Annotated in this window: 28 protein-coding genes, 1 tRNA gene and 1 rRNA gene; 15 read left to right on the forward strand and 15 right to left on the reverse strand. The window is 66.9% G+C overall.

Features of this window, described 5'->3' with window-relative positions; translation table 11 throughout:
* Positions 1-47 precede the first annotated feature (47 nt).
* Positions 48-169, forward strand: a 5S ribosomal RNA gene (rrf, locus tag HLAC_RS00115).
* Between the two features lie 144 nt (positions 170-313).
* A tRNA-Cys gene (locus tag HLAC_RS00120) sits at positions 314-389 on the forward strand.
* A 65-nt stretch (positions 390-454) separates the two neighbouring features.
* Here HLAC_RS00120 and HLAC_RS00125 read toward each other — a convergent pair.
* Complete coding sequence (locus tag HLAC_RS00125; RefSeq protein WP_012659275.1) at positions 455-1,258, reverse strand: DUF7839 domain-containing protein; 804 nt, start codon at positions 1,256-1,258, stop codon at positions 455-457.
* 300 nt (positions 1,259-1,558) lie between these two features.
* Between HLAC_RS00125 and HLAC_RS00130 the strand changes: the two genes are divergently transcribed.
* Both HLAC_RS00130 and HLAC_RS00135 read left to right on the forward strand, forming a co-directional pair.
* Positions 1,559-2,416: a hypothetical protein gene (locus HLAC_RS00130; RefSeq protein ID WP_012659276.1), complete on the forward strand. Its 858-nt coding sequence runs from the start codon at positions 1,559-1,561 to the stop codon at positions 2,414-2,416.
* Positions 2,417-2,551: 135 nt separating this feature from the next.
* Positions 2,552-2,761, forward strand: coding sequence for a hypothetical protein (locus HLAC_RS00135; RefSeq protein ID WP_012659277.1), 210 nt, complete (start codon positions 2,552-2,554; stop codon positions 2,759-2,761).
* Positions 2,762-2,804: 43 nt separating this feature from the next.
* Here HLAC_RS00135 and HLAC_RS19110 read toward each other — a convergent pair whose 3' ends face one another.
* On the reverse strand, positions 2,805-2,951 hold the full coding sequence (locus HLAC_RS19110) for a hypothetical protein (RefSeq protein WP_012659278.1): 147 nt from the start codon (positions 2,949-2,951) through the stop codon (positions 2,805-2,807).
* 176 nt (positions 2,952-3,127) lie between these two features.
* Here HLAC_RS19110 and HLAC_RS00140 point away from each other — a divergent pair, with 176 nt between their 5' ends.
* The gene (locus tag HLAC_RS00140) at positions 3,128-3,742 is read left to right on the forward strand and encodes a VOC family protein (protein WP_012659279.1); all 615 of its coding nucleotides are present in this window, start codon (positions 3,128-3,130) and stop codon (positions 3,740-3,742) included.
* Positions 3,739-4,488 carry an alpha/beta hydrolase gene (locus HLAC_RS00145; RefSeq protein WP_012659280.1) on the forward strand — a complete coding sequence of 250 codons (750 nt, stop codon included), beginning with the start codon at positions 3,739-3,741 and terminating at the stop codon, positions 4,486-4,488. The genes HLAC_RS00140 and HLAC_RS00145 overlap by 4 nt, the downstream gene beginning before the upstream one ends.
* Before the next feature lie 40 nt (positions 4,489-4,528).
* Here the strand turns inward: HLAC_RS00145 and HLAC_RS00150 are convergent, their stop codons facing one another.
* Genes HLAC_RS00150 through HLAC_RS00165 form a run of 4 tightly spaced genes read right to left on the reverse strand, consistent with a single transcriptional unit; the run spans position 4,529 to position 12,495 of the window.
* Entirely contained in the window at positions 4,529-6,607 is a 2,079-nt protein-coding gene (locus tag HLAC_RS00150; RefSeq protein WP_012659281.1) for a SpoVR family protein, read from the reverse strand.
* On the reverse strand, positions 6,604-7,986 hold the full coding sequence (locus HLAC_RS00155; RefSeq protein ID WP_012659282.1) for a DUF444 family protein: 1,383 nt from the start codon (positions 7,984-7,986) through the stop codon (positions 6,604-6,606). Before HLAC_RS00155 ends, HLAC_RS00150 begins: the two co-directional genes overlap by 4 nt.
* Positions 7,977-10,418: a hypothetical protein gene (locus tag HLAC_RS00160; RefSeq protein ID WP_012659283.1), complete on the reverse strand. Its 2,442-nt coding sequence runs from the start codon at positions 10,416-10,418 to the stop codon at positions 7,977-7,979. The genes HLAC_RS00155 and HLAC_RS00160 overlap by 10 nt, the downstream gene beginning before the upstream one ends.
* A 1-nt stretch (position 10,419) precedes the next feature.
* Positions 10,420-12,495, reverse strand: coding sequence for a PrkA family serine protein kinase (locus tag HLAC_RS00165; RefSeq protein WP_012659284.1), 2,076 nt, complete (start codon positions 12,493-12,495; stop codon positions 10,420-10,422).
* A 388-nt stretch (positions 12,496-12,883) separates the two neighbouring features.
* On the opposite strand from HLAC_RS00165, the gene HLAC_RS00170 reads away from it, so the two are divergent.
* The gene (locus tag HLAC_RS00170) at positions 12,884-13,564 is read left to right on the forward strand and encodes a DUF1028 domain-containing protein (RefSeq protein ID WP_012659285.1); all 681 of its coding nucleotides are present in this window, start codon (positions 12,884-12,886) and stop codon (positions 13,562-13,564) included.
* Positions 13,565-13,584: 20 nt separating this feature from the next.
* Here HLAC_RS00170 and HLAC_RS00175 read toward each other — a convergent pair whose 3' ends face one another.
* Complete coding sequence (locus tag HLAC_RS00175; RefSeq protein WP_012659286.1) at positions 13,585-14,427, reverse strand: endonuclease/exonuclease/phosphatase family protein; 843 nt, start codon at positions 14,425-14,427, stop codon at positions 13,585-13,587.
* 162 nt (positions 14,428-14,589) lie between these two features.
* A complete protein-coding gene (locus HLAC_RS00180) occupies positions 14,590-15,072 on the reverse strand; it encodes an RNA-binding protein (RefSeq protein WP_012659287.1) in 483 nt (160 codons plus the stop codon).
* Between HLAC_RS00180 and HLAC_RS18655 the strand changes: the two genes are divergently transcribed.
* The 4 genes from HLAC_RS18655 (at position 15,071) to HLAC_RS00195 (ending at position 16,750) form a co-directional block, all read left to right on the forward strand.
* The gene (locus HLAC_RS18655) at positions 15,071-15,241 is read left to right on the forward strand and encodes a hypothetical protein (protein WP_154018572.1); all 171 of its coding nucleotides are present in this window, start codon (positions 15,071-15,073) and stop codon (positions 15,239-15,241) included. The two genes, HLAC_RS00180 and HLAC_RS18655, sit on opposite strands and share 2 nt — an antisense overlap.
* 23 nt (positions 15,242-15,264) lie before the next feature.
* Positions 15,265-15,867: a 2Fe-2S iron-sulfur cluster-binding protein gene (locus tag HLAC_RS00185; protein WP_012659289.1), complete on the forward strand. Its 603-nt coding sequence runs from the start codon at positions 15,265-15,267 to the stop codon at positions 15,865-15,867.
* 108 nt (positions 15,868-15,975) lie between these two features.
* Positions 15,976-16,302 (forward strand): hypothetical protein, encoded by a 327-nt coding sequence (locus tag HLAC_RS00190; protein WP_012659290.1) that lies wholly within the window; start codon positions 15,976-15,978, stop codon positions 16,300-16,302.
* Between the two features lie 121 nt (positions 16,303-16,423).
* Complete coding sequence (locus tag HLAC_RS00195) at positions 16,424-16,750, forward strand: NifU family protein (RefSeq protein ID WP_012659291.1); 327 nt, start codon at positions 16,424-16,426, stop codon at positions 16,748-16,750.
* Between the two features lie 67 nt (positions 16,751-16,817).
* Here HLAC_RS00195 and HLAC_RS00200 read toward each other — a convergent pair whose 3' ends face one another.
* Together HLAC_RS00200 and HLAC_RS00205 are read right to left on the reverse strand one after the other, a co-directional pair.
* Positions 16,818-18,275, reverse strand: a complete 1,458-nt coding sequence (locus tag HLAC_RS00200; RefSeq protein ID WP_012659292.1) for a ribonuclease FAU-1 family protein — start codon at positions 18,273-18,275, stop codon at positions 16,818-16,820.
* Positions 18,272-18,694: a DUF7532 family protein gene (locus HLAC_RS00205; protein ID WP_012659293.1), complete on the reverse strand. Its 423-nt coding sequence runs from the start codon at positions 18,692-18,694 to the stop codon at positions 18,272-18,274. Before HLAC_RS00205 ends, HLAC_RS00200 begins: the two co-directional genes overlap by 4 nt.
* A gap of 123 nt (positions 18,695-18,817) precedes the next feature.
* On the opposite strand from HLAC_RS00205, the gene HLAC_RS00210 reads away from it, so the two are divergent.
* A complete protein-coding gene (locus HLAC_RS00210; protein ID WP_012659294.1) occupies positions 18,818-19,828 on the forward strand; it encodes a PrsW family intramembrane metalloprotease in 1,011 nt (336 codons plus the stop codon).
* Between the two features lie 55 nt (positions 19,829-19,883).
* Here the strand turns inward: HLAC_RS00210 and HLAC_RS00215 are convergent, their stop codons facing one another.
* The 4 genes from HLAC_RS00215 to HLAC_RS00230 form a co-directional block, all read right to left on the reverse strand.
* Positions 19,884-20,864, reverse strand: coding sequence for an ROK family protein (locus HLAC_RS00215; RefSeq protein WP_012659295.1), 981 nt, complete (start codon positions 20,862-20,864; stop codon positions 19,884-19,886).
* Positions 20,865-20,985: 121 nt separating this feature from the next.
* A complete protein-coding gene (locus HLAC_RS00220) occupies positions 20,986-21,441 on the reverse strand; it encodes a universal stress protein (RefSeq protein ID WP_012659296.1) in 456 nt (151 codons plus the stop codon).
* Positions 21,442-21,589: 148 nt separating this feature from the next.
* On the reverse strand, positions 21,590-21,973 hold the full coding sequence (locus HLAC_RS00225) for a DUF5611 family protein (RefSeq protein ID WP_049933053.1): 384 nt from the start codon (positions 21,971-21,973) through the stop codon (positions 21,590-21,592).
* A gap of 123 nt (positions 21,974-22,096) precedes the next feature.
* Complete coding sequence (locus HLAC_RS00230) at positions 22,097-23,191, reverse strand: DUF7093 family protein (protein WP_012659298.1); 1,095 nt, start codon at positions 23,189-23,191, stop codon at positions 22,097-22,099.
* A gap of 221 nt (positions 23,192-23,412) precedes the next feature.
* Here HLAC_RS00230 and HLAC_RS00235 point away from each other — a divergent pair, with 221 nt between their 5' ends.
* On the forward strand, positions 23,413-23,727 hold the full coding sequence (locus HLAC_RS00235; protein WP_012659299.1) for a 2Fe-2S iron-sulfur cluster-binding protein: 315 nt from the start codon (positions 23,413-23,415) through the stop codon (positions 23,725-23,727).
* Between the two features lie 188 nt (positions 23,728-23,915).
* On the opposite strand, the gene HLAC_RS00240 is transcribed toward HLAC_RS00235, so the two are convergent.
* Entirely contained in the window at positions 23,916-24,110 is a 195-nt protein-coding gene (locus HLAC_RS00240; RefSeq protein WP_004048101.1) for a cold-shock protein, read from the reverse strand.
* A gap of 213 nt (positions 24,111-24,323) precedes the next feature.
* Here HLAC_RS00240 and HLAC_RS00245 point away from each other — a divergent pair, with 213 nt between their 5' ends.
* A complete protein-coding gene (locus tag HLAC_RS00245; protein ID WP_012659300.1) occupies positions 24,324-24,839 on the forward strand; it encodes a hypothetical protein in 516 nt (171 codons plus the stop codon).
* A 69-nt stretch (positions 24,840-24,908) separates the two neighbouring features.
* Complete coding sequence (locus tag HLAC_RS00250; protein ID WP_012659301.1) at positions 24,909-25,214, forward strand: zinc ribbon domain-containing protein; 306 nt, start codon at positions 24,909-24,911, stop codon at positions 25,212-25,214.
* Positions 25,215-25,296: the final 82 nt, after the last annotated feature.

The raw sequence follows: 25,296 nt of genomic DNA on the forward strand, positions 1-25,296 counted from the left end.
CCGCGAAAGCGTGGAGAGAGTCTCGGTTCAATTCCGAGAGTCGGCGTAAAGGCGGCCATAGCGGTGGAGCAACACCCGTACCCATTCCGAACACGGAAGTTAAGCCCACCAGCGTACCGGGAAGTACTGGAGTGAGCGATCCTCTGGGAACCGCGGTTCGCCGCCTACCATTCATACGGGAGAATACTCCCACTCGCAATTTCGCCCACGGACACTACGTCCGTGGGCTTTTTTCATGTATAGAGAGCGGCGGCGCTGTGTTTCACACGCGACCGCTAGGCTTAAACGCTCGACTGCGGTACGTCCGATAGGCGCCAAGGTGGCAGAGTCTGGTCAGACGCAGCGGCCTGCAGAGCCGCCCAACGCCGGTTCAAATCCGGCCCTTGGCTCTCGTTTCAACTCCGAGAGCGGCTCGCTCGGCGACACGGGTGGTCGGCTTCTTGTTGTCTTCGTCTCAGAAGTCGCCCGCGTCGAGCACTTCGTGCGGGATGTTCTCGTCGCGGAGCCGCGCGGTGTGTTTCGGTAGCTGGTCGGCCGTAACGATTAGTAGTACGTTCATGCCGCGCACTGCGGCTTCGGCGACGGCGTCGACCGTTCCGAACCGGATATCCGGGTGTGCGTCCGCCCGCGCGGCGAGCGCGTACGCTTCGGTACCGGCGACGGCGAGCAAGCTCTCGGACGGGCGGGTCGCTGTGAGCACGTCGGGGGCGACCGATGCCGCGTCTGTGACGGCTGGAACGGGGAGCACTGTGACGTATCCGGTCTCGTAATCAACTACGCCCTCGAAATCGGCGACACCGACGGCTTCGCCCGCTGCGGCAGCGGTGACGGTGACCGCCGTTGCTGTCCCGCCTGCGGGGTTCGCATGGAGGACGCCGTTACGCATGAGCAGGCCCACGTCGCTTCCCTCGGCGATGTCGTCCATCGCGATCGCGGCGTCGACGTCGACGCTGCCAAGCACGTCGGAGCTGACGCGGTTGAGGTATGCCTCCAAACTGTCGGTTCTGGAGATCAGCCAGTCGACGCCTTCCTTTGTTACCGTATACCGTCCTCGACCTTCCTTCTCGACGTATTCGTGCTCCACGAGGTCCCTCACGTAATCACTGACGGCCTGCGACGTTACGCCGATCGCTTCGGCAATCTCTGTTTGGCTCACTGCGGGTTGCCGGGCGGCGATCTCTACCAAAACCTGATATCGCGTTGCGTCGCGCTTGCTGTCGAGGACCTCTGGTGGTGTCGCTCTATCGGAATCCGTCATTGCCCGTGTTCTGCGGCGCGCAATTAAAGTACTGTTGCAGAGAGCGATCCTCAGCGCGCGTATTTCGGCTGATCGACGAATTTCGTGAAATATTCATTGTCTCGGATCAGGTTCGATTGTCTGATATCCATGTCTGCTTGTGCTGCTTCCCGGGGCTGTACCGTCTGCCGCCGACTGGACCCTCGCTGGCGGGCGCGGTATCGCCGTCCCAAGGCGATCGACGCTTCGCTTCGGCTCTATTTCGCGTTTCGAGAGCGCGGCTTAGTAACCGTTATACACCGGGTGACCCATGCTGGAACTATGCAACGACGCGCTGTGGCCGTGTACGCTGCGCTCTTCGTTCTCGTCGCGGGCGTGGCCGGTGTGCTCACTGTGACGGCCGATAGCCCGGAGATCGGCTTCGAAAACCCTGACTACGAGGTCTCGGACGGTGAGACGATCGAGGTCGAGGGCCAGGAGTACGTCGTCGAGATCACCGAAGTTGAGGAGAGCGGCGGTGGTGGTCACGGTGGCGGTGGTGGCGGGACCTCGCTCGTGGCGACGATCGAGCGCAACATGACCGTGGAACAGTCCGAGGCCTGGGCGAACGGGTCGACGGTTCAGTTCAACGAGCGGGAGTGGCGCGTGGAGATCACGGGTGAGGATCCGAGCGAATTCACGCTCGTTGAGGTACCCGACCGACAGGCGATCCTCGAAGCTGATCCGCAGGCCGACAACGAGACCGTCCAGCGCGACGACGGCGAGTACGTCGTCGTCACCGAGGACGGCGAGTCGAGTCTCATCCCGGTCGGGGAGTACTTCCCGGCCCCCGAGGAGCGCTCGTACGCTACGGGTGGCACCCTTGAGTACAGTAGTCAGACCGCGACCGTTGACAACGTCACGGCGGACCAAGCGGTGCTCGTCTGGGAGGCCACGGAGACGGAGTCGATCGAGGTTCAGGACGAGGGGATCGTCACGCTCGTCGAGACGGACCTCGTCGCGCACTTCGCCGACTCCTCGACCCTCCACCTGTCGAGCGATATCGAGGGGTACGATGCACAGGTCGCGGAGATCGAGCAGTTTGAACAGTACAACTCCGGACTGACGCGCGTGGTGATCCTCGCGCTGTTCTCGATCGTTCTCCTGCTCTCGGCGGCGTTTATTCCCTCGCGGTACTGATCTCCGATTTCGATCGGCTCTCTCGGTTCGCGTTTCCGTTCGATTCGCGTTCCCGTTTTCGAGATGCTTCCGTGTCGCCTCGGAGTTCACGGCAGCGACCGACAACCTATATTTGTCGGACTCATCACGGGATGTATGACTGACACCGCGGAGAAAATTCGCCAACTCGCCCCTCATTGGGGCGTGATGTTCGTCGTGATGTTCGTCGTGTTGGCGATCGTCGAGCGCGTCGTCGGATCGCTTTCGTTTCTGGCGTCGATGCTCCTCGTGTTCGTCGTCGCGTTCGGGTATCCGATCGTCGTTCGGGCTCTCGGTGTTGCGCCGCCTATCTGGCAGCGACCCTAGTCGCGGGGTTCAGCGGCTTGCAAGCCGGATCGAGCGGTCGTGATCACTCCTCGGTGGAGTCCCGAAACGGGGCCGCGATCCGGCGTCCGTACGTGGTCGAAACGACGCCGAGTACGAACGAGATGACTGCGGCGGCCGCGATCCACAGGGTGTTCGGGTGTTCGAGTCCGGAGTGAAGCAGTATCTCCATGCCTTCCGGTTCGTTCTGTCCGGATTAAGCGGTTCGCTTCGGTGCCGACGCCGCTTCGGGCACGGCGTTCGCGTCCGCTTTCAGTGAATCGAATGTTCTGACCGGATAACACCGATGTCAGCAGGTGGCCCGGCGGTCACTTTCGCTTTTATACGTATCCGCTTCGTACCGGTAGTATGAGCGACGACATCCCGGCTCCCGTCACGCCGGAGCGTCCGGACGCACCGTTCCATACCACCGGAACCGACCACGTTACCGTTTGGGGAAGCAACGAGGCCGACACGATCGCGTTCTACCGCGACCTACTTGGCATGCCGCTCGTCCTCCGCCAGCCCAATCTCGACGACCCCTCGCAGACGCACCTATTCTTCGACACCGGTGACGGGCGAATCCTGACGTTCTTCGTGAGCGACGACCGCCCCTCGGCTCGTGGCCAGCGCGCCGGCACCGGCGCAGTCCACCACCTCTGTTTCAGCGTCGATCCCGACGAGTACGAAGATATCATGTCGGCGCTGGAGGATGCTGGGAAAGGGTACAACGTGTTCGATCGAGGGATCTTCCACTCGATCTACACGCAGGACAACAACGGCCTCGTCATCGAACTCTCGTCGGACAAGTACGAGATCCCGGACGATCGCAAGGGCGAGGTGCTCGCGACTGCCCAGCGGCTCCGTGAGGAGGACGGTGCCGACTTCGCGAAGGATCGTCACATGGAGGCCGCCTTGGAGGAGCTCGGGCTCCCGGTGAACAAGTACGATCTGCCGGATGCCGACGCGGGCGTCGGCGTATGAGCCGCGGACCCCTGCATACGGGCGACGACCCGCACGCCGACGAGGAGCTGGTGACCGCCGGCACCGACATCGAGGCGGCGGACGCCGCCGTCGTCCTCGTCCACGGTCGTGGCGCGACCGCGCGGAGCATCGTCGAGTTCGGGACGGAGGTCGCAGGCGACTACGATATCGCGCTCTCGCCGGCGGCTTCGCCGCCGGCTGTCAGAGAGACCTCCGGTCTCTCACTACTCGCGCCGCAGGCGGCGGCGAACACGTGGTACCCGAACTCCTTCCTCGCTCCGGTCGCGGACAACGAACCCGGCCGGAGTTCCGGTCTGCGTGCCATCGGCCGCGCAGTCGAGACCGCGACGGACGCAGGGATTCCGGCCGAGTGCGTCCTCGTTGGTGGCTTCTCGCAGGGCGCCTGTCTCGCGAGCGAGTTCGTTGCGCGAAATCCGTCGCAATACGGTGGGCTCGCGGCACTGAGCGGCGGGCTGATCGGCGAGTCGATCGATCTCGACGATTACGTCTCCCACGCGGCGGCCGCGGTCGACGGGGACCCCGCCGACGCGCTCGCGGGAACGCCGGCGTTTCTCGGGTGCAGTGATGTCGACCCGCACATCCCCGAAGAGCGGGTCCACGAGACGGCCGACGTGCTTGCGGCGCTCGGTGGCAATGTCGAGACCCGGATCTACGAGGGGATGGGTCACGGGATCAACGAGGAGGAGACGGCGTCCGTCTCCGAGATGGTCGCGAACCTGACGTAGGTCCGCGGTAGTTCGTGTCGGGAACCGTCCGGTCCTCCGATCACGCCAGCCAGTCGTCGGGTTTCGTGTCGTAGTCGATCTCGTCGGCCGCGATCCGCGCTTTGATCTCCGGATCGAGGTCGTGTTCGGTCACCTCGCCGCCGTCGTACTGGAAGCGCACGCCGACCTCTTTTCCCTCCGGTTCGGTGCCCCGCCGCATGGCGCGGCGGATCGCCTCGTCGGAGTACTCGACGCGGATCGTCGCGAGGTTCGCCGGCCGCCCCCACAGCTCGAAGACGCGCTTCAGCGTCTCTCTCGCCGATTCCTCGTCGAGAGCGACCCCGTTGTACCGGTGGCCCAAGAGGAGTTCGCCTCGGTTCCGGAAGTTGCCGTCGAGTACGACGACCGTGGGCTTCCCGAAGTTCGTGAACCGCAACAGAAGCTTCTTCCGCACGTCGTCGGCGTCGACGCTGGCGACGCGGTGCTGTTCGGTCGCCCGACTGTACTCGTAGGTGAAGTAGTTCCCCTCGCGCACGAACTCGTCGGTGAGGAACGCGTCGATGAACGTTACGTCGTTGTGGCTCTCGCGGACTTCGAGCATCCGGTCCCAGCCCGTCGCACGATCCACGTCGGCGAGCGCCTCGTCGACCGTCGCATATCGATCGACGTCGAACATGTACCGCGCTTGCTCGGTTAACGTCTCCCGCGAGACGTTCCGGAGAGAGTTCCGATGCTCCGGCCGCGAGAGGACGTAGTGTCGCTCCGCGAGGCCCTCGCGCGTGAGCAGCTTCCACGGGTAGCGCTCGATGTCCGGGCCGGAGTCGGGGCCAGCGTCGCTGTCGGTTCCCGGACTCTCTCCGTCCCGCGCCGACAGCGCCCGGTCGACCGCCTCGGCGTCGACACGCGGGTCGCGGTCGGCGGCGAGCTCGGCCAGTTCGTCGAGCGTCGCCGGTCCCGCCCCCGCGATCGCGGGATGAGGTTCGAGCGCTGCGGCGACCTCATCGAGGTCGATCCGCGAGTGGAAATTCTCTGGCGTCACTCCCTCGATCCGAAGCAGCTTGTCGATCACGTCGCGACGGGCGGCCCGCAACTCCACGTGGGTCCACAGCTCGAACCCGAGCTTGTAGGGGTTGAGCCCGGGCGATCCGAGCACCCGGGACATGTGGTCGGCGTACGTGAGGAACTCGTCGGGATCGGCGAACCCCTCGCCACCCATCATGACTGACTCCCAATATGTTGCCCACCCCTCGTTCATCACCTTCGTCGACTTCTGGCCCGCGAAGTAGTACGCCTCCTCGCGAAGCGCGTCGATGACGGTCGTCTCCCACGGCTCGCGGTCGACCGCCTTTCCGCTCTCCGGGTCGTACCGCTTCCCGTAATCACGCAGGAACGCGAGCACGTCCGGGCGCGGCTCCTCCGGCTCGACGCCCTCGCCTCTGGCTTCGAGCCACTCGTCATCGAACACGTCACGACGCACCTCTTCGGAGAGGTCCAGCTCCGCGATCCGCTCTTCGATCGCCGCGAGCGGATCGTCGTCAGGGCCGTTCACGTCCTCGTCGACTCCCGGTTCGTCGACCGACCGCGCGGCGTCGGCCGGGCTGTGCTGGTCGATCGTGTCCTCCAGCGCGCTCACAGCGTCGATCAGGCGCTCGACCTCGTCGCGGTCGACCTCCGGACGATCGGCGATCGCCGCGATCCGGTCGGCGTTGCGCTCCAGCCGCGCCGCGGCGTTCGGTCCGCCCTTGCCGCGGTCGGCGTACAGGCCGAACCACCGGTTGTTCGCGAAGAAGTCCGCGTGGGCCTCGACGTGGGTTATCACCGCCTTCTGGTCGGCGGGCGAGTTCGACTCCTGGAGAAACGCGTGGCTCGGATCGTCGTTGTTGACGATCTCGAACGCCTTCCCGAGCCCGTGGCGATCCAACTTCGACTGCCGCTCGTAGTTCATTCCCCACCGCCAGTGGGGGTACCGCCGCTGGAAGCCGCCGTACGCGATCAGTTCGTTCATCTCGTCGTGGTCGACGATCCAGTACCGCACCGGGTACGGCTCCAGCCCGAGCCGTTCGGCGAGCGCGCGCGCTTCCGCCGCCGGTACTCCGAGCGACTCCGCCTCGCGTTTCGCTTCGACTCGCTCGTCCCTCATCGGCGCTCACCTCCGTCGGTCAGCCCGCTTGCCGCCTCGCCGGCGGTCGCGGCGCCGTCGCCTTCGGCTTCGGTACTGAGGATCTCGTAGATGGCGTCGGTGACGTCGCCCGGCTCCGAGACGCGGGCGACGGCGATGTTGCCCGTGTTGCCGAGCGCCTCTTCCACCTCGTCGGCGTGACGGGCGTTCGGCGCGGCGCCGCCCGGCTGCGTCTCCACGTACGCGTGGAGGTTGGCGTCGATCGACTCCATCAGCGGCATCACCGACTCGGTCGTGTCGCTGCCGGCGTTCTCGGAGTCGCCGGCGGCGAACACGTAGCGGTTCCACTCGCTGTAGGGGTACTCTTCGAGGATCTCCGCGACCAGCTCGTAGGCGCTGGAGATCCGGGTGCCTCCGCCCGACTGGATCCCGAAGAACTCGCCGCGGTCGACCTCCCACGCTTCTGCATCGTGGACGACGTAGCGGAACTCCGCGGCGTCGTACTTCCCGGTCAGGTACCAGTCCATCGGGGTGAACACCCGCTCGACCAGCTCGCGTTTCGTCTCGCGCATCGAGCCGGACACGTCACGGACGTTCACCACGACGACGTTGCGCTCGCGCTTCTCGATCACCTCGGGATGACGGAAGCGCTCGTCTTCTCGGCGGAAGGGGACGCTGTCGAGCCCCTCCCGGCGAATCCGATGAGTGGCGGGCTCGCGGTCGATATCCTCGTCGAGCGCGTCGAAGCTCACCCACCGGTCGAGCGCTTCGACGGGCTCGCCGTGCTCGTCCGCCGCGGTCGCAGCCGCGTCGGCGATCCACGCCCGCGAGACGGGAATCCCTTGGTTGCGCGCCCATGCGAACACGTCGTCGACGTCCGCGCCGGCGACGTGGAGTCCTTCGCGGACGTAATCCTCGTCGAAGTCGGTCGCGAGGTGGCGCTTCAGCCCGCGCTTGAAGAACTCGTCGACGTCGAGGGTCCCCCGCGGGCCGGCGCGGGCAGTGTCGGTGTAATCGCCTTCCATCTCCTCAACGACTCGTTTCCCCTTCGGTTCGAGGTCGAGTCCCAGCTCCTCGTCGAGCTCGCGCGCGAACTCCTCCGGGTCCATCTCGTAGTACTCGTGCTCGCCGCCTTCCTCGCCCGGGTCCCCCTCCTCATCGCCGTCGGACTTTGGTTCGACCGGCTGGCCGGGCTGGGGCTGTCCGCTCTCCCCCTGCCCGACGCCGCCGGCCTCGCGGCGGTCGTACTTGAACTCGGGGAGATCGACGATCTTCACCGGGATACGAACTCGGTCGGGGTCGGAGCCGCCCAGATCGCCGTGGCTGATGAACTCCGCGAGATCCTCGCGGCGCTTCTCACCCACCTCGCGGAACCGCTCGCGGTCCTCGGTCAGTCCCACGTCCGACCACCCCCGTTTCGGCCGCTTCGGTCCTCTATCGGACGATCTGGGGTGGCCTCGCTCGCCGTGTTGCCGTCGGCGGTCAGGCTCGTCCACTCGTCGCGAACGTTCCGCATCACGGCGCGGCTCGTCAACTCGGCGGACGCGGGGCTGTACCCCCGGTCGACGAGCCGCGCTATCGTCGTCGCCTTCGTCCGTTCCGTCTCGGTGTCGGCCGGCGGATCGGCCCACTCGGCAGGGTCGAGGTCCGGGAATCGTCGTTTCACGTCCGCGAGGTCGTTCGACTCCAACACCGCCTTCAGCTCCGGGATCTCGCCGAGGTCGGCGTCGCCGACGCTGAACGCGTTGCCGCGGTTCCGCCACGCGTACCGGGTGAGTGCGCGTATCACCCGCTCGCGCCGGAACGTCCCGACCGGCTCGGTGGGGTCGGTCCCGCGGTAGTCGCTCTCGTCGAACCGGCCGAGCGTCTCCGTCTCGAACACCTTCATCGCGAGCGCGTCCGGCTCCTCCGGGCCGCGCTCGGTCTCGACGGGCACCTCGGCGTCCCACGCGTACACGTGCTCGACGTACTCGGCCACGGTCGCCTCCGGGACGGTCTCCTCCGCGAGGATCGCGTCGACCACATCCGCTCGCTGGCGCTCGCGTACGCGCTCGGCCACGGGCGCCTTCCGGCTCTCGAACTCCGCGACCTCCGTCCGCGAGAACACCGGCGCGTCGGAGAGTGCCTCGGCCATCGCGTCGAGCACGTCCGTCGGCGTGATCACCCGCTCGACCGGTAGTTCAGGGTGGCTGCGGTCGGCGTCAGACCCGAGCAGCTCCGCGACGATATCGCGGACGTAGGTGACCGGGATCCCGTTCCGGCCATCTCCGTCGCCGAACTCGATGTCGTCGACGGTGATCCGCTGTTCCTCGCCGCTCCGCTCGCGCCGTATCTCACCGTTTTCGTACAGCTCGGCCTTCTCGACGAGGTCGATCCCCGCCGGCAGGTCGTCGGTGTCGAGCCGCGTGACGACCGCGTACAGCGCGGCCGCTCCGACCGCGTGGGGAGCGAGTTCGCGCTCCGTGATCCCTTTGTCGCCGTCGCGGACGCCGATCGTAAGGGACGCGGCACTGGGCTCGCTCGCGGGGTCCCTCGCGGGATTTTCGCCGGTATCGATCGGCTCGTCGTCCTCGATCCCGTCGACCGTCGGTACGCCTCGCGGGCCGCCGACCTCGCGGCGCAACAGCTCTGCCTCCAGCCGCCGGTTCGTGAGGTAGCGGAACTCGTGGCGAGTGAGACGGCGTTTCAGCGCTTTCAGGGGGTCCGCCCCTTCGCGCTCGGCATGGCGGTCGAGTTCGGCGTCGAGGTCGGGGTTCGAGATGACGATGAGCTGGGTGTCGAGATCCATTCCGATCCCCTTATCGAGCTTTACCCGCCGCTCGTCGGGGACGTTGAGGAGCCGCCGGAGGAGGTCGGCGTGCTGGCTCGCGTCCTCGACGATGGTCGCGACGCCGTTGCCCTGTGAGAGCACGCCGTCGTAGCTGAACGCTTGCGGGTTCTTCCGCCCGCGCGAGTCGAGCTCGCGGAGCATGCCGCCCATCCACGATCCGACGAGCCGCTCTTTCGGGCTCCCGTCGTCCTCGGCGTGGAGCACGCCGACCCCTTCGCCCACGTCGACGACGTAGCTCGTCACGCGGAGGTGGTCGCGGTCGGTGATCGCCGAGAACAGGTCTCGACGCCCCTCGTCGCGGTACACCGATTCGAGGTGGTCGTACGCCTCGCGGCTGAACGGGTCGAGGTCCACGTCGGCCGCGATCGGGTAGGCGTCGTCGTCGACGGCGTCGGCGATCGACTCCCGGACCGCTTCGGGGAACACCGAGAGGGGGTGTGTCTGGACGGGACTCCGGTACCACGCGGCGGCGTCTCCGCCGTCGCCGTACGAGAGCGACGCGGCGCCTGCCCCGACCCCGCTTCCGGTCCCGGCCCCGGTGACGTTCCACTCGACGGTGTAGCGTCGCCCGGCCTCGGTCTTCGAGAACTCCCGAAGGCCGTTCACCAGACACCGCTTGAACTCCGACTTCCCGGTGGCTGTGGGGCCGTCGATCCACACGATCGTCTCGTCGTTGCCGCGCCCCGCGGCGGCGGCCCGGAGGTCGTCGACGAACGCGTTGAGCGCCGCGGTGTTGCCCAACACGGCGTGTTCCCCGTCGTTGAACGGATCGTCGAAGAACCGGTACCGCTCCAGCCGCTCGCCGCGCTCGCGGACCTCCCGGGTCCCCTGCGACTCGACGGCCGCGAGGAGGTACCGCGCGCCGGAGGCGGCCGCGGTCGGGTTCTCCAACACCCGGTCGACGTACTCCTCGAGGCTCATCGGCGGGTCGTACGCCCCCCGAAGGGTCTCGTCGGCGTCGCGGACGAACGCGTCTCCGTCCGGCGTGTCGCGTTCGGTCATCTCAGTCCCCGCCGTTTTCGATCTCGGAGCGGGCGACGGCCGCGCCCGCGTACTCCAGCACCTCCGCGGCGCCGTCCTCGGAGTAGCCGCGGTCGACCAAGGCGTCGACCCACGCGCTCCGCTCCTCGTCGTCGAGGTCGGTCGCGGAGACCAGCGCCGAGAAGTTGATGTTGTGCTTCTTGTCCTCCCACAGCTTGCGTTCGAGCGCGCGCCGGAGTCGGTCGTTCTCCCGCGGGTCGAAGCCGCGCCCCTCGCGAGCGCGCCGGGAGACCCAGTTCGACACCTCCTGTCGGAAGTCGTCCTTGCGATCGGAGGGCACGTCGAGCTGCTCTTCGACCGCGCGCAGGAACGTCTCGTCCGGCTCGGTCTCGCGGCCGGTGAGCTCGTCGTCGACGGTGGCGTCGTCGATGTACGCCATCACGTGGTCCATGTACTTCTCACCCTGCCGGCGGAGCTCGTCAACGTCGTACGCCAACGCGTGGCGCACGTCTTCGATGGCGCGCTCGCGGTACTCCTCGCGGACGGTCTCTAAGAGCCGCTCGTAGCGGTCGAGGTCCGCTTCCGCGATCGAGCCGTGGCCGCCGAGGTTCGCCTCGAAGTGGTCGAAGACGGACAGCGGCGAGAGGTAGCTGCGGTCGCGGTGGGTGGCGTCCATGATCGCCTCGGCGATCTCGTCGCCGACGAATCGGGCGGAGATCCCGTCCATCCCCTCGCCCACGTCGGCGGATTCGGCGGCGTCCTCGCGGAGCTTCCGACGGTCGATCTCCTCGTCTTCTAGCTCGCCGTTGTACACCTTCGCCTTATCGAGGAGGCTCACCGTCTCGTCGGCCGGCTCCTCTAAGCGGGTGAGAACGCCGAAGAGGCCGGCCATCTCCAAGGCGTGCGGCTCGACGTGGACGTTGGGCACGTCGGCGTTGTTGAGCATCTTCTCGTAGATTTTCGCCTCGCTCTCGTACTCCAACACGTAGGGGTAGTCGATCCGCTTGGTGCGGTCGTTGAACGCCTCCATCTTCTCGTCGCCGGTCTTCTCGCGGTACTCCGGCATGTTCGTCCGCCCGACGATCACCTGATCGATGTCGATCCGGGGGTTGTTCTTCGGCTTGATCGTCGACTCCTGAGAGGCGTGGAGGAAATCGTAGAGGAACTCTCGCTGCAGTTTGAGTAGTTCCTCCCCGGAGAACAGCCCGCGGTTGGCGTTACAGAACGCGCCGGCGTAGTCGAACGCGCGTGGATCTGACTCGCCGTAGACGGCGAGCTTCGCGTAGTTGACGTCGCCGGTGAGTTCCGTTTCGTCCTGGTTCTTCTTGTCTTTCGGCTCGAACGTCTCGATGCACTCCCGGCGGTTCTCGTCGGCGACGAGCCGGACGACCTCGACGTGGTTGTCGAGGACCCGCTGTAAGTCGTCGTCGTAGTGCGCGAGCAGTTCGTTCAGGTAGAACTCCGAGGCCGGGTCCGGGTGTTGGTCGTTTCGGAGGGTGTAGGGTGCGTCGAGCCGCTCGTTGAGCTCGTCGATCACGCCCTCGCGCTGGGGGCGCGGGATGAGCACGAGCGGGTCCTGGTTCATCGGCGAGCGCACGGTGTCGTCGCCGGGGTCCTGATCGTCGATCACCGAACAGAGGTTCACCCAGCGGAAGGTGTACATCCGACCGGCGTCCTCGCGGGTGTACGCCTCGAAGTACCGACGGACCAGCCAGTCGAAATGCGACTTACCGGAGCCGACAGGACCGAGCAGAAGCTTGATCCGCTTTTCGGGTCCGAGGCCCCGAGCGCCGGATTTCACCTTGTTGACGAACTCGTGGATCGCCTCGTGGACCTCTCGGCCGTAGAAGACGTTCTCGCCGTCGTGGAGGGGGTCGTCCGCGGCGAGCGCGTACTCGACGACGCCGCGTTCCTCGTCGTATTGGGTGCCGTAGTGGTCGAACATGTCCGCGACGCGCTGGTGAGCGTTCCGCGCGATCCGCGGCTCCTCGTACAGCGCGTCGAGGTACCAGTTGAACGAGCGGGGTTCCCGGAGATCGTCCGGGACGTTCGTCCGGTACTCCTCGCTGAGCCGTTCGAGCGTGTGTCGGTTTGGCATTGTATCTAGTCCCTGGTCGCTCGGAGGGGCGGCGATCCGCTGCGAGCACCCTCGACGCGCGGCGGCACAGCTCTTCGTGCCTGAGACAACGGCTCATGGAGCCGCGAACGCTGCTGCCGTCGAGGGCGACCCACGACGGATCGCCGTTCGCCCGTAACCGAGGCTATATGTATGAGGGAGATTCGCACGCATAAGTGTGTCGCCCGTTGGCACTAATCATGATACTGCGACCGTCTCCGGTGCCAGCGGTTTGGCTCCCCTTTGCGGCCGAGAACGGGCTTATCTCGGCGTCCTCTTCGTCTCCACGGTGATGCCGCCCTTGGAATCTGAAACCGGAAACGCCGCCTCCGGGCCGCAGCCTTTTGCCGGTCCCCGCCCCACGACCGGTGTGACGTTCAGCATCTGCGTTCGCGAGCGGTACACCGACGACGACGGCGACGACCAGATTCGGTACGGCGTGGCAGTGACCACACGCCTGCCGGGGGTCGGAACGCTGTGTCCGTTTGCGTCGGCGGACGGCGCGGTGGCGACTCAGTCGCTCGTCAACGTTGAGTTGGGCCGAAAAGGGATCGCGTATTTGGGCGACGGACTCGCCGTCGACGACGCGCTGGAGTCCCTCCTAAACGCCGACGAGGGGAAGTCACAGCGCCAGCTCCACGGCGTCGACGCCGACGGGACGTTCGCGTTCTCCGGCGAGGAGTGCAACGACTGGTACGGCCACGTCGTCGGCGAGAACTACACCGTCGCGGGCAACCTCCTGACGGGCGAGGACGTGATAGACGACGTCGCGGCCGCCTACGAGTCGGACGCCCACGGTGAGGCCCCGCTGGCCGAGCGGCTGATCGACGCGCTCGCGGCGGGCCACGAGGCTGGCGGCGACAAGCGAGAGGACCTGAAAGTCCAATCCGCGGCGCTACAGGTGACGAACACGGACGAAGCGACCGACGACCCGTACTACAACGACCTTCGCATCGACGCGAGTGAGACACCGATCGATGACCTTCGCGAGACGTACGAGACGGCCAAGCGCGGCTACGAGACGGTGATGGAGAAGTACGCGGACGAGTAGTAGTGATCGCCGCCGGCTCTTTATAAGGCCAGTCGCGCGAGGACCGGCAGGTGGTCAGAGGGGTAGCGCCCCCGGTCGTCACGGTCGGTGAGGGTTGCGAACGCCTCAGCGCCGACCTCGGGCGAGACGAGCGCGTGGTCGATCCGGCGACCGTCGATCAGCCGAGCAAAATCGGTGAGGCTCGTCTCTGGCCCGTGTCGGAGGTCGGCTGCCGTGGCCGCGTCGCGGAGCGCGATCCCGGAGTCGTCGATCGGCGCTGTGTCCGTCTCCGCCGTCGGATCGTCGCCGACGAGGATCCGATGCGGGTCGGATCCCGACGTGCAGTTGAAGTCGCCGACGAGTACGACGGGGATCGTCTCGTCGGACTCGCCTGCGTCCGGTCCCGCTACGTCCGGGAGTCGCTGGCAGAGCAGTCGCGCCGATTCGCGGCGGGCGTGCGCGCTGACGTGGTCGAAGTGCGTGTTGACGACGAGGAGGGCGGCGTCGCCATCGATCGCCCGGACTCGCGCCCACGTCGCGATCCGCGGGTAGTCCGCACCCCAGTCGGTCGACGGTTCGCTCGGCGTCTCGGAGAGCCAGAACGTGTCGTCGTCGACGACCTCCCAGCGATCGGTCCGGACCGCGATCGGGCAGCTCTCGCCCTCGTCGTCCGCTTCCCGGCCTCGCCCGACGAACTCGTACTCCGAGAGGCGCTCGCGCAGGTCGCGCCGTTGACCGGGCAGCGGCTCCTGAAACGCGGCGACGTCCGGGCGGTGGAAGCGGACGAGCCGTCCGACCGCGTCGCGACGGTCGTGCCAGGCGTCGTGATGATCGTCGCGGTTGGCGTAGCGGACGTTGTAGCTCAGCACCCGAATCGCGGTCATTGTCGTGGGAGTCGCAGGCGAGGCGATTAAAAGGCGCGGAGCGATCGCGCGTTCGACGGATACGATATCAGCGGTTATCGTGTCGCCGCTCCAGCCGTTCGTTTATAAATGGTTGTCGCTACTGCTCGCGTCATTTATAAACAACATTCCGATCGCGCTCGCTTACCCCGAGAATTCGTACAGCTCGTCGCCGACGTGGTGGATCGACTCGACGACCTTCCCGCTGTCGCCGACCATATTATCGCCGTCGACCAGCGCGCGGCCGACCGCGAGCACCTTCTCGTGGGTCTCCTCGGCGATCACGACCAGGTCGCCCTCGCGGATCGCCGAGTCGGCCTCGACGATGCCGGGGCGCATCACGTCGGCGCCGCCGGAGACGAACGAGATGGCCCCCGCGTCGACCGTGACGATTCCCGTCTCCGGCTCGTAATCGTTCGCACCTCGCACGGTGAGGAACGGCTCGTCGTCGTCGACGTAGAAGACCGCCGGCTCTCCGTCGACCAACACGAGCTCGTAGTTCGCGTCCACGAACTCGACGAATTCGAAGGTGTCCCCGTCGATGTCGACGCCGAGGTGGTCGGCGACCGCCTCGCGGATCGCCGTGATATCGTCGCTCCGGAGGTGATGCCGCGATTTCACTTCCATGCACACCCAGTCGACCGCTCGGCCGATAAATGGACCGCTCCACGGCGTGATGGTCGCGGTCGCTGAGGGCGCCGCGGTCGCTGATGACGTCGCGGTCGCTGAGAACGTCGCCGTCGTCCGAAGTACCGTCGGGACTTTCATGCAGTTGGACCGATCAAAACGGCCTTAAACCACCTCTTCATATCCGTTTGTATGCTCAATCCGCTCATCACGACGATCGTGAACCCGACGGCGATCGTCGTCGCGGTGATCGCGACGCTGCTCGTCGTCCTCGTCAGTTCGCTGAAGGGGAGGGGTTGGGAGCCCGCGACGGACATCTCGGACGAGGTACTCCAACGACGCGCCGCCGCCGTGCCCGAGACCGAGTTCCCCGAGCCCGGGAACCGCTCGATCGGCGGCGGTGGCGGCGGCGGGGCGATCCCCGCCGGCGGCGAAGGCGAGGAAGGTGAACTGGAGGATGGTGCGGCGGGCGGCTCCGGGCCCGGCGACATCCCCGAAGACGAGGTCGAGTACTTCGAGGTCGAGTTCGTCAAGCAGGGCGAGACCGTCGAACTCTCCAACAACGAGCCGATCTTGGACCAGGGCGAAGATCAGGGCTGGGACCTCCCGTACGCCTGCCGGCAGGGCCAGTGTGTCTCCTGTGCCGGTCGGATCGCCGACGGTCCCTCCGAGGACTTCGTCGAGCACGACAACCAGCAGATGCTCGAAGACGCCGAGATCGAGGATGGCTACACCCTGACCTGCGTCGCGTACCCCCGCGGCTCCTTCAGCATCGAGACTGGCGAGGCGCCGTAGCGGTCCAGGCGCGAGCCGCCCCGCGGCTCCTCCGCTGTTCCTCCGCTCGCCTTCCGATCCACCGCCCGCTCGCGACACCCTTTTTCGCCTCTCGGCCGAACCATCGGTATGTCCCTCATCACGGCCCTCGGCGCTGGGGCCGCCGCGCTTCTCGCCGCGGTCGCGGCCGCGCTCGTCTACCGCGACGCTGGCCGCGTCGGCGTCGACCTCGGATCGCCGCGCCTGTGGGCCGCCTTCGTCATCGTCACGTCAGGAATATCCGTGATAACCGTGCTCCTCGTCCCCGACGCACCGCTTCCCGGCGTGCTCGTGATCGCGGCGCTGGGACCGCTGTTGTACCTCCTCGAACGCGACGACTCGATGCACGGCGACGGTCCAGCGGATCCGACGCGGCTCCCGAGCGACGGGGACGAACCTGAGCGACCGGACGAGTGAGTGGGGACGCGTACCTCCTCGTCACTCCTCCCGCCGGATCGACGATGATACAGTTCGTTTCCGGCATTCGCCGTGCTCGCAAACCGCAAGCTTCCATAGGCTCGGCCGAGAAGGGACGGTAATGAGCGACGAAAGCCTCGCGGACCGGGTCGAGAAGTGGATGGTCGGACAGATGCCGATCATCCAGATGCACGGCGGCACGAGCGTCGTGCGCGAGGCGGACGCCGAGACCGGCGAGGTCGTCGTCGAACTCGGCGGCACCTGCTCCGGGTGCGGTATCTCGAACATCACCGCCGACAACATCCGCCGCGACCTGATCATGGACTTCGACGAGGTGGAGAACGTGACGGTGCGGTCCGCCTCCTCCGGCGATCAGGGCGCCTCCACGGTGGAGGGCGGTCGCGGCGGCGAGCTGAAACACGAGACCGAATCCGCGAACCACTTTTAAGACGGGTCCCGCGGCTACAGAGACGTGAACTGACACGACTCCCGAGCGCGTCGCCGTCGTTGTCCCCTCACAGCGCGTTCTCCAGCGCCGACGCCACGCTCCGAGCCTTCTCCGCCAGCGGCTCCGGCACGTCTCCGGCCGCCTCTGCGTCCCGCAGTTCGTCGTCGTCGACGCGCTCGACGGTCCCGTCGGGGTGTTTCATCACGTCGACGTGAAGGTCGACGTAGCGGGCGGCGTCCGGGAACACCTCGACCGGCGTGCAGACGTTGACATACGTCCCGCGCACCGTCCCATCGCGCCCGCGGTACGTCGTCGGGTACCACCATCGGCCCTCCTTCAGGCTGGTCTCAGCGATGTCGCCGGCCTCGCGGGGCACGTCCAACCCGTCGTAAGAGCCGCCGCCGGTCATCTCGCGCTCGACCGCGACCGAGCCGTCGGCGTCGACTGTGGTCACCGTCGCCTCGCCCAGCGTGATCAGTCGCCCGTCGGGCTTGCCGTGTTCGAGCCGGAGCGCGTCGCCCTCGGCCGGCCCGAACGCGTCCGTCACGACCCCGAACGGGAATGAGGCGTCCGCGTCGGGCTCGCACAGCGCCTCTGCGAGGTCAACGCCCGAAGATGCGTCCGCCGACCCCGCCTTCACCCGGTGGTGACCCGGCATCGTCGCGGTCGCCTCGCGTCGGCGGTCGTCGAGCGCGAACCGGCTCTCGCGGCCGAACCACACCCAGACGCCGGCGTTCGGGCGCGTCAACGGCTCCTCGCGAACGCTGTCCGAACCGTCGAGAACGCCGGCGCCTCCCGCCGCGTCGACGGCGTCGTCCAGCCCCTCGACGGCCGCGACCGCCCGGTCGAGTCCGGCCTGCAGCTCCTCGGTGTCGGCGTCGACCGCGGGCGGCTTCCAGACGGCGCGCCACCCCTCCGGCGGCTTCAGTCCGAGCAGGTCGAGCATTCCCGACAGCTCTCGCGCGTCCTTGTCGTTCCGCGCGTCGACGCGGGTGCCCGAGCCGGGTTCGAGCGTGACGAGCCCGCCGCCCGCTCGCAGCGACCCGTCCAACTCGGGGCGGCGATCCGTCCATGGCGCCGCGGACTCCCGGACCTGCACCCGGACCGGATCGCCGGTCTCGATTCGGTCGTCGACGCTCCCGTACGGGAGGTACCCCTCGGTGGTGGCGTCGCCCTCGCTCTCGCCCCCGCCAACGCGAAGCCGTACGACCGCCCCACCGCCGAGCGTCTCGGTCACCGTCCCGTCGCAGACGGTCCCGGGCGGGGTCGGATCGGTCCACGCCAGCGCGTCGAGTCCCGTGTCGGTCAGGAGGCCCCGGAGGGTCCCTATCGCGTCCGGATCCCCGTGCGCGCCGACACCCTGCCGATCCTCTGTCGTCGCGATCCGTGCGTCGGGCGGTGCGCTTTCGAACTCGGCGTCGAAGCGCCGTCGGATCGGGGTCGACGCGCCGACGACCTCGTGGCCCGCGTCGAGCAGGGCCTCGGTGAGCGCCGTCGCGTAGATGCCGCGAACGCGGGCCTTCATAGCTCGTCGGGGTCGCGCGCGAACCGGACGCGGTCGTGGACGGTCGCGCCGAGCGACAGTTCGACGAGGACGGGCGTCTCATCGTTGTCTCCTTCCTCGTCATCTCCTCCTGTCTCCGCGGTCCGCAACACGCGCCCTCCCTCGATCGGAACACCCCAGCCCTCGAGCGAGAGGTAGCCCCGGAGGTCGCTCCCGTGGGTGAACAGATCGACGTCGGCGGTCGCGTGCTCCTGTCTCTCGGTCGCGCTGTGGGCCATCTCCATGTCGGAGTAGTAGTGTCCCGCCGGCGCGAAGAACTCCCGGAGGCTGTCGGCGTCCTCGTCGACCAGTTCGGCGACTCGGTCGGATGCCGCCGCAATCGCGTCCGTGTCGAGCCCCGCCTCGCGGAGGGCCCGTTGGGTCCGTGCGTCGAAGTGCATACTGTCCCTTCGGTCGGCGCGGTTTCAATCTTGTCGGGTCCGCGGTGTCGCGCGCGCGATGGCGGGTCGACGACGCCTCGAATCCCGCCACGGCTTAAGTTACCTCGGTCCGAATGAGATGACATGCCATCTCGGTCGGATCCGGTCGAGTCGCGCGCCGACGACGACCGCGACCTCTACGACATCGCCACGTGGGAGGAGCGTACCTCCCTCGACGGGCTCTCCGTCGCGCTGCACTGGCTCATTACTCGGTCGGCGAAGGCGATCGTCGTCTTCGTCGCGCTCCTCGGGCTCCTCGCGATCCTCGGATCCTTCGGGCTCGGACTCGTCTTCGACCCGGCGGTCGGGATGCTCGTCGGGCTCTCAGCGATCCCGGCGCTCGGGCTCGCAGCGTACGTGTACGTCTCCGACGTGACCACCGGAGAGCCGCTCTCCCTGCTGGTGGCGACGTTCCTCCTGTCGATCCTGACCGCGACGTTCGCGGCACTCCTCAACAGCGTCGCGCAGCCGTACTTCCAGCCGTTCGGATTCCCCGGGCTCGTCCTCTTCTTCTTCGCGATCGTCGGTCCGATCGAGGAGTCGGTGAAGCTACTCGCGGTTCGGCTGTACGCGTACACCGACGACCGGTTCGACGCGGTCATCGACGGGGCGGTGTACGGCGCGATCGCCGGGCTGGGGTTCGTCGTCATCGAGAACCTCGTGTACATCGCGCAGACCGTCGATCTGGGGGAGCTTTCGCTCAGTATCGCCACGCTCGGTGCGGGCGACGGGATCGCCGCGCTGCGCGCGCTCGCCGGCCCCGGACACGTCATCTACTCCGCGTTCGCGGGATACTACCTCGGGCTCGCCAAATTCAACCCTGGGAACCGGGGACCGATCGTCGTGAAGGGGCTTATCATCGCTGCCGCGATCCACGCGCTGTACAACACGTTGGTCGGGCCAGTGACGACGGTGCTGTCGGTCGCGACCGGGCTCCCGCAGCTTGTCTCCCTGTTCGTCTTCGTGCTCCTGTTTCAGGGCGCATTCGCGTACGTTCTCCTGCGGAAGCTCCGCCGATACCGAGACGCGTACCTCGAGACGCGCGACGCGGTCGATCCGGATGTCAAGCCCGAAATGACCGAGTTCGAGGACTAACTGCGACCCGCTCTCTCGCCGATCCGCCGATCCGCCTCTCCCGCAGACTCGAAGATCACCTCGGTGGCGGGTCGACCCGCGATCGGTCGCCCGTGCCGCCCGTGAGCGCGCTCGCGAGTGCGCCCTTCACCACCACGTCGTCGCCAAGTTCGGTGAGGCGAACCTCGGGGACGTTGATGAACACCATGTCCGCGAGCTTCTCGCGGATCGGGTCGAGCACCAACTCGGGGTTGTTGAGCGCGACCGCGCCGCCGACGCTCACGACTAGTGGGGCGTACGCGTGGATGACGTTGGCGACGCCCATCGCGTTCCAGTGGGCGACTTGAGCGATCACGTGGTCGGCGAAGGTGTCCTCGCCGGCCGCCTCGAACACGTCGACCGCGGAGAAGTCGGGGTCCTCGATCGGCAGGGAGGTCTCGATCGGGTCCTCCTCGTGGAGCTCGCGGGCGTACTTCGGGATGTTGTTGCCCGAGCAGTACCCCTCCCAGTGGCCGTCGAGCCCGCATCCACAGGTCATGAAGCCGTGCGGGTCGACCGTCATGTGGCCGACCTCGCCGGCGTTGCCGTCCCACCCCGAGAGCACGTTGCCATCGACGGCGACGCCGGCACCGATACCGGAGGAGATGGTGAGATACACCATGTCGTCGGGGTTGCGCTCGGAATGGAACCGCTCGCCGATGACGCCCGCGATGGTGTCGTTGTGGAGATGGACCTCGTCGGTGTCTAACAGCTGTGAAACCGGTCCGATGAGGGGAATTCGTTCGACGGTGTCCGGGAGATTCGCCGGTCCCTGTACGATCCCGGCAGCCAGATCGAGGGGACCGATCGAGCCGATCCCAGCCGCGACTACCGCGGTCGGGTCGATTCCGGCGTCCTCGCACGCGCCGCGGACCACGCCGAGAACGGCCTCGGTGACCGCGATCCCGTTTGGCCCGCTCGGGGTCCCTCGCGAGTCGGATCCGAGGACGGTTGCGGTTTCGTCGCCGACGACCGCCCGGACGTTTGTCGCTCCGAGGTCGACGCCCACGTAGTACATCGGGTAAACTCGCGGACCGGTATCACTTAAGCGGGACGCTTCAGGGGACACACGCCGGAGCGGATCGCTCTCGTTTCCGTGTGCGCCGGTGTCTCACGGATTTGCGACGCCGAACGCACGATTACGACGCCGAACGCACGAACGTCACCGGACACGGCGACGAGAGGAGGACCTCTTGGGCGACGCTCCCGAAGACGGCCTTCCCGGTCGGCGACCGGCGGCGACCGCCGACGACGACGCGGTCGGCACCGATCGCAGACGCCGCCTCGACGACCTCGTCGGCGTGGTCGCCGACGGCACCCCGGACCGAGTGCGACACGCCGGCCTCGGTGAGCGCCTCCGAGAGCGCTCGCGTGGTCGTGTGTCGCTCGGCGACGGCGTCAGGGGTCGACCCCTCGCTCGTCTCGTCGACACCCAGCCGAGATCTGACCGTATCGAACTCCTCGTCGGTGAACACGTGGGTCAACACGACCTCCGCGCCCGCGGGTTCGGCCACTGCGATAGCCTCTTCCGCGAGCCGCTCGGTTCGCTCCTCGTCTTCTGTTCCGACCGCTAGCATGACTTTCTTGATGCTCATACTTCCCTTTCGCCCCCCGACAACTTAAAACCGCCGAATTATTAACTCAGTTCTGAATAAACTTTTTACCGATCGATCCTGACACTCGTTGGATCGACGGCGCTGCCGCTTGCGACGCGTCAATGCCGTGGAAAAGCGAAACCGTCGTTCAGTAGTCGGGGGCGTCGTCCTCGACTTCGCGCTTCAGCGACTCACGCCGGGACTTCGCGTCGCGACCGGTCGCCTCCAGCAGGAACTCGTTTTTGGCGTCGACCGCGTCGGCGGCGGCGTCGGCGTTCCCTTCCGCGATGACGTCTTCGGCGGGGCGCTCCTCGAAGTGGACCGCAAGCTTGTCCTTCTTGCTGCCGTACTTGGTGGCGCCGGCCACGATGCGGTCGAAGACGGGGTTGTCGGGATCTTCGACGACGTACAGCTCGTGGTCCTGCCACTCTTCCGTGTCGGTGACTTCGCCGAAGTACTCCTCGATGGAGCCTTTCAGGTCGGGCATGCGGTCGTCCAGATGCTCACCGCGGCGCATCTTGTACTCCTTCATGCCACGTTCGTTCGACAGGGGGCCGTAAACCAGTTTCGTCACGGGGTCTTCGCCCGGTTCACCGGCGGATCGAGCGAATCGGTGAGGCGCCCGCTCGGGGCGGCGATCGGGAGGGAGGCAGGTTTAGATTGGTCGCTCGTCGACGTACCCGCGCTTGCACTCCGGACAGATATCGCCCGCGCGCATGGAGTTGCCGTCGGCGGCGCGAGTCATCTCGCACTCGGGACAGTAGTACTCTGTCGTCACCTCTGAGGTCGACGTTTCGAGGTCCGGGCTGTCGCCGCGGGTGATCCCGACGCCGTCGTCGACTGCGCTGCCGGTCTCGGCCGCACCGTTCGCTTCGACCGCTGTCTGCGCCGGTGCCTCGACGTAGTCCGCGTCCTCACCGTCGGTCGGCTGGTCGGCGGCCTCGGGCGTGAGCCCCCCGCCGAACTCCACGTCGCCCGTGTTGCCGTCGTCTAGCTCGGCGCTGAACCCCTCGTCTTCGCCGCCGTGTTCGGGCCACGGGGTCGGCTCCTCACCACCCTCGTCCGACTCGTCCACGTCGGGCCACGCGCCGCGCTCGCGGTCGTCAGCGTCTTCGCCCTCCTCGTCGAGAATCACGCCGTCGTCGGTCTCGGCGCGCTCCTCGTCGGCGGTCGGCTCCGTCGTCTCGGCCTCCGGGTACGCCGCGTACTCACCATCGTCGCGTTCGAGGCTGCCGTTGCTGTCGTCGTCGCCCGCGCCCGACGGCCCTTCGTCGATCAGCTCTGCCCCGCCGTCATCGCCGGCCGCTCCCGCCTCCACGTCCGCTTCTGTTTCCGACTCCGACGCGGTCGTATCGCCCGGTTTCGTCTCCGGTGTCCTGGCGTCGGCCGCTCCCGGCTCTGCGGGGATGTCGGCCGTGTCGTCGCCGTCCTCGGGGCTGTTGCCGATGATCACGGCGTCGTCGCCGTCGATATCGCCGTCGGGACCGGTCCCCTCGACGCCGGTTACCGGAGTCTCGCGGTCCGAATCGGCGTCGGGCCCCGTCGGCTCGTCGCCCACGACGGTGGCCTCATCGGTCAGCTGTTTCATCGTCGTGACCTCAGTGTTCTCGCTGACCACCTGCGTCTCGCCGCAGCGAGCGCAGGTCTTTACCTCGGTGACGGTGGTGACAACCTCGTTCCCGTCCTCCTCGCGCTCGCGCCGTAGTTCGGGCTCGCCGAAGTCGTGCCCGAGCAGACACCTGAGTCCCATTACGCTTCACCTGCGGGTCCGAGGGTAAAAAACGCCCTGTCCGGCGTCCGACACCCGGCAGACGAGATTCGTGCCGGCTGAGGCCGTCCCGGTCGCGTTTTCGGACGCTTTGGTTGCGTCTCCGAATGCTCTGATTGCCGTCTCCGGGAAACGATCGACTCGCTTCCGACCGTCGTTCCCGACGATTCTTTGTGGCTCGCTTACGTACCACTCGATCGTCCATGCCGACCGTATCCTACCAAGGCGAGGAGATTGAGTGTGAGGAGGGGGCGATCCTCCGCGACGTGCTCAAAGAGGCCGGCCTCTCGGTGTACAACGGGCGGGCCGAGCAGTTCAACTGCCGCGGAACCGGGTCGTGTGGCACCTGCGCCGTGCAGGTCGACGGTGCGGTCAGCGAGCCGGGGAAGAAGGAGAAGGCTCGCCTCTGGTTACCCCCGCATCACCCGAGTCACGACGTGCGCCTCGCGTGTCAGACTCGCGTCGAGGGCGACGTCGAGGTGCGAAAGGGCCGCGGGCTCTGGGGGCAACACATCTGAACGCTCGCTCGGGCGTCGGACGCAGTCGGCGCTCGTCGCCGCCAGCCACCCCGATCGGCGGCGACGACGCTCGTCGTTATGATAAGAACCCGCGCCGGATGTGAATCCGCGAGCGGGCAGAAGTCTTGTTGTCGCGTGTCAGAGTCGCGTTCGGCGTCAGCCGGACCGACCCACCGTATCGGATCGGCTTACTGCCGAACGACGTTGGACGCGCGCGGTCCCTTGGGCGAGGACTCGATGTCGAACTCGAGCTCCTGGCCCTCTTCGAGGTCCGGCCCTTCGACATCTTCCATGTGGAAGAACACGTCGTCGTCAGCGTCGTCAGTCTCAATAAATCCGTAGCCGCCAGTGTCGTTGAAGAAATCAACCTTTCCGGTCGCCATTACATTCTAACGAATGCCCCGTTCGGACATAAGGATTGCGAGTGTACAGTTACCACGTGTGGTGGCGAACGTCTGTTCCGGTACTACACGGATACTGCACCTATCTGTGAGTACACCGAGGATACCCTCGTCCCTCCAACTGTTCTGTCGGTTCCGCAATCGCAACTGTCACCGGAGGGGTGTTTATGTTCAACCGCCGCGATTCAACCTAGCGTGTTCCGGTCACTCAGGGAGAACGGTCCAGGGCTGCTCGTACCGGCGGCGTGGACCGTCGTCGCCGCGACAGTGCTCGGTGTCATCTCGACACGCGCGCTGTTCGTCGCGCACGTCGTCATGAGCGTCCTGCTCGTCGCGTTCGTCGCCGCCTCGTGGCGCGACATGTCCGACGGCGTGCTCCGAGCGTGGAAGCTCGTGATCCTCGCAGGTACGCCCGTCACGCTCGCTGGCGTCGCGGGGTTCCTTGCATTCGGGGACACCTTCGGTGTCCCTCCGGACGCCCTGCTCGCGGTCTCGCTTTTCGGCTGGGCGCTCCTCCCGGCGGCTGGGTTCGCCTACACCCGGAGTCGTGTCGAGGAGGGCGCGCGTATCTACGATGTCGGCGCCGCTTGTTGTGTCGCCGGAACGGTCGGCATCGCGTTGGCTCCCTCGGCGACGTGGACCGCAGCCGCGCTCGCCGTCGTCGGCGCCGGACAGACGGCCGGCATCCTCGACGCCACGCTGCGGTACTGAGTGCTCTCGCACGAAACGCTCTGGTGTTGCCACCCCACACTATCTCCCGTTCCGGTCCGTACGTCCCGTATGATCGACCCCGGACTCCTCTACCTCGCGGTCATCGGCGCGCTCTTGCTCGTCGCGCTGGGCCTTGGTGTCCGCGTTCTCTGGGATATCGTCGGTGACGCGCGCGAGATCCGTCGCAGGCGACGGTCCGGAGGACTGGAGCCGTATACGGAAGACGAGGAGCACGATCGGGTGCCCCGCGATCCGGTCGAAGACGACGGCGACGACGGCAGGGCCTCGGCGACGTGTCCCCAGTGCGGGGCGGACAACGACCCCGCGTTCACCTACTGTCGTCGGTGCGTGTCGCCGCTCCCTCCCGATGAGTGATCGTCGCCGTCCGCCGAATCGGGCCGATGCATCGTCCGTGACCTCCTCGTACGGCCAGACCACGCATTATTAATGCTCCTCG

The organism is Halorubrum lacusprofundi ATCC 49239, from assembly GCF_000022205.1.
Classification (GTDB): domain Archaea; phylum Halobacteriota; class Halobacteria; order Halobacteriales; family Haloferacaceae; genus Halorubrum; species Halorubrum lacusprofundi.

Bases quoted from the DNA above. Each gene is read 5' to 3' on its own strand.
- HLAC_RS00125 (WP_012659275.1), bottom strand. From the start codon at position 1,258: ATGACGGATTCCGATAGAGCGACACCACCAGAGGTCCTCGACAGCAAG.
- HLAC_RS00130 (WP_012659276.1), top strand. From the start codon at position 1,559: ATGCAACGACGCGCTGTGGCCGTGTACGCTGCGCTCTTCGTTCTCGTC.
- HLAC_RS00135 (WP_012659277.1), top strand. From the start codon at position 2,552: ATGACTGACACCGCGGAGAAAATTCGCCAACTCGCCCCTCATTGGGGC.
- HLAC_RS19110 (WP_012659278.1), bottom strand. From the start codon at position 2,951: ATGGAGATACTGCTTCACTCCGGACTCGAACACCCGAACACCCTGTGG.
- HLAC_RS00140 (WP_012659279.1), top strand. From the start codon at position 3,128: ATGAGCGACGACATCCCGGCTCCCGTCACGCCGGAGCGTCCGGACGCA.
- HLAC_RS00145 (WP_012659280.1), top strand. From the start codon at position 3,739: ATGAGCCGCGGACCCCTGCATACGGGCGACGACCCGCACGCCGACGAG.
- HLAC_RS00150 (WP_012659281.1), bottom strand. From the start codon at position 6,607: ATGAGGGACGAGCGAGTCGAAGCGAAACGCGAGGCGGAGTCGCTCGGA.
- HLAC_RS00160 (WP_012659283.1), bottom strand. From the start codon at position 10,418: ATGACCGAACGCGACACGCCGGACGGAGACGCGTTCGTCCGCGACGCC.
- HLAC_RS00165 (WP_012659284.1), bottom strand. From the start codon at position 12,495: ATGCCAAACCGACACACGCTCGAACGGCTCAGCGAGGAGTACCGGACG.
- HLAC_RS00175 (WP_012659286.1), bottom strand. From the start codon at position 14,427: ATGACCGCGATTCGGGTGCTGAGCTACAACGTCCGCTACGCCAACCGC.
- HLAC_RS18655 (WP_154018572.1), top strand. From the start codon at position 15,071: ATGCACACCCAGTCGACCGCTCGGCCGATAAATGGACCGCTCCACGGC.
- HLAC_RS00180 (WP_012659287.1), bottom strand. From the start codon at position 15,072: ATGGAAGTGAAATCGCGGCATCACCTCCGGAGCGACGATATCACGGCG.
- HLAC_RS00185 (WP_012659289.1), top strand. From the start codon at position 15,265: ATGCTCAATCCGCTCATCACGACGATCGTGAACCCGACGGCGATCGTC.
- HLAC_RS00190 (WP_012659290.1), top strand. From the start codon at position 15,976: ATGTCCCTCATCACGGCCCTCGGCGCTGGGGCCGCCGCGCTTCTCGCC.
- HLAC_RS00195 (WP_012659291.1), top strand. From the start codon at position 16,424: ATGAGCGACGAAAGCCTCGCGGACCGGGTCGAGAAGTGGATGGTCGGA.
- HLAC_RS00200 (WP_012659292.1), bottom strand. From the start codon at position 18,275: ATGAAGGCCCGCGTTCGCGGCATCTACGCGACGGCGCTCACCGAGGCC.
- HLAC_RS00205 (WP_012659293.1), bottom strand. From the start codon at position 18,694: ATGCACTTCGACGCACGGACCCAACGGGCCCTCCGCGAGGCGGGGCTC.
- HLAC_RS00210 (WP_012659294.1), top strand. From the start codon at position 18,818: ATGCCATCTCGGTCGGATCCGGTCGAGTCGCGCGCCGACGACGACCGC.
- HLAC_RS00215 (WP_012659295.1), bottom strand. From the start codon at position 20,864: ATGTACTACGTGGGCGTCGACCTCGGAGCGACAAACGTCCGGGCGGTC.
- HLAC_RS00220 (WP_012659296.1), bottom strand. From the start codon at position 21,441: ATGAGCATCAAGAAAGTCATGCTAGCGGTCGGAACAGAAGACGAGGAG.
- HLAC_RS00225 (WP_049933053.1), bottom strand. From the start codon at position 21,973: ATGAAGGAGTACAAGATGCGCCGCGGTGAGCATCTGGACGACCGCATG.
- HLAC_RS00230 (WP_012659298.1), bottom strand. From the start codon at position 23,191: ATGGGACTCAGGTGTCTGCTCGGGCACGACTTCGGCGAGCCCGAACTA.
- HLAC_RS00235 (WP_012659299.1), top strand. From the start codon at position 23,413: ATGCCGACCGTATCCTACCAAGGCGAGGAGATTGAGTGTGAGGAGGGG.
- HLAC_RS00240 (WP_004048101.1), bottom strand. From the start codon at position 24,110: ATGGCGACCGGAAAGGTTGATTTCTTCAACGACACTGGCGGCTACGGA.
- HLAC_RS00250 (WP_012659301.1), top strand. From the start codon at position 24,909: ATGATCGACCCCGGACTCCTCTACCTCGCGGTCATCGGCGCGCTCTTG.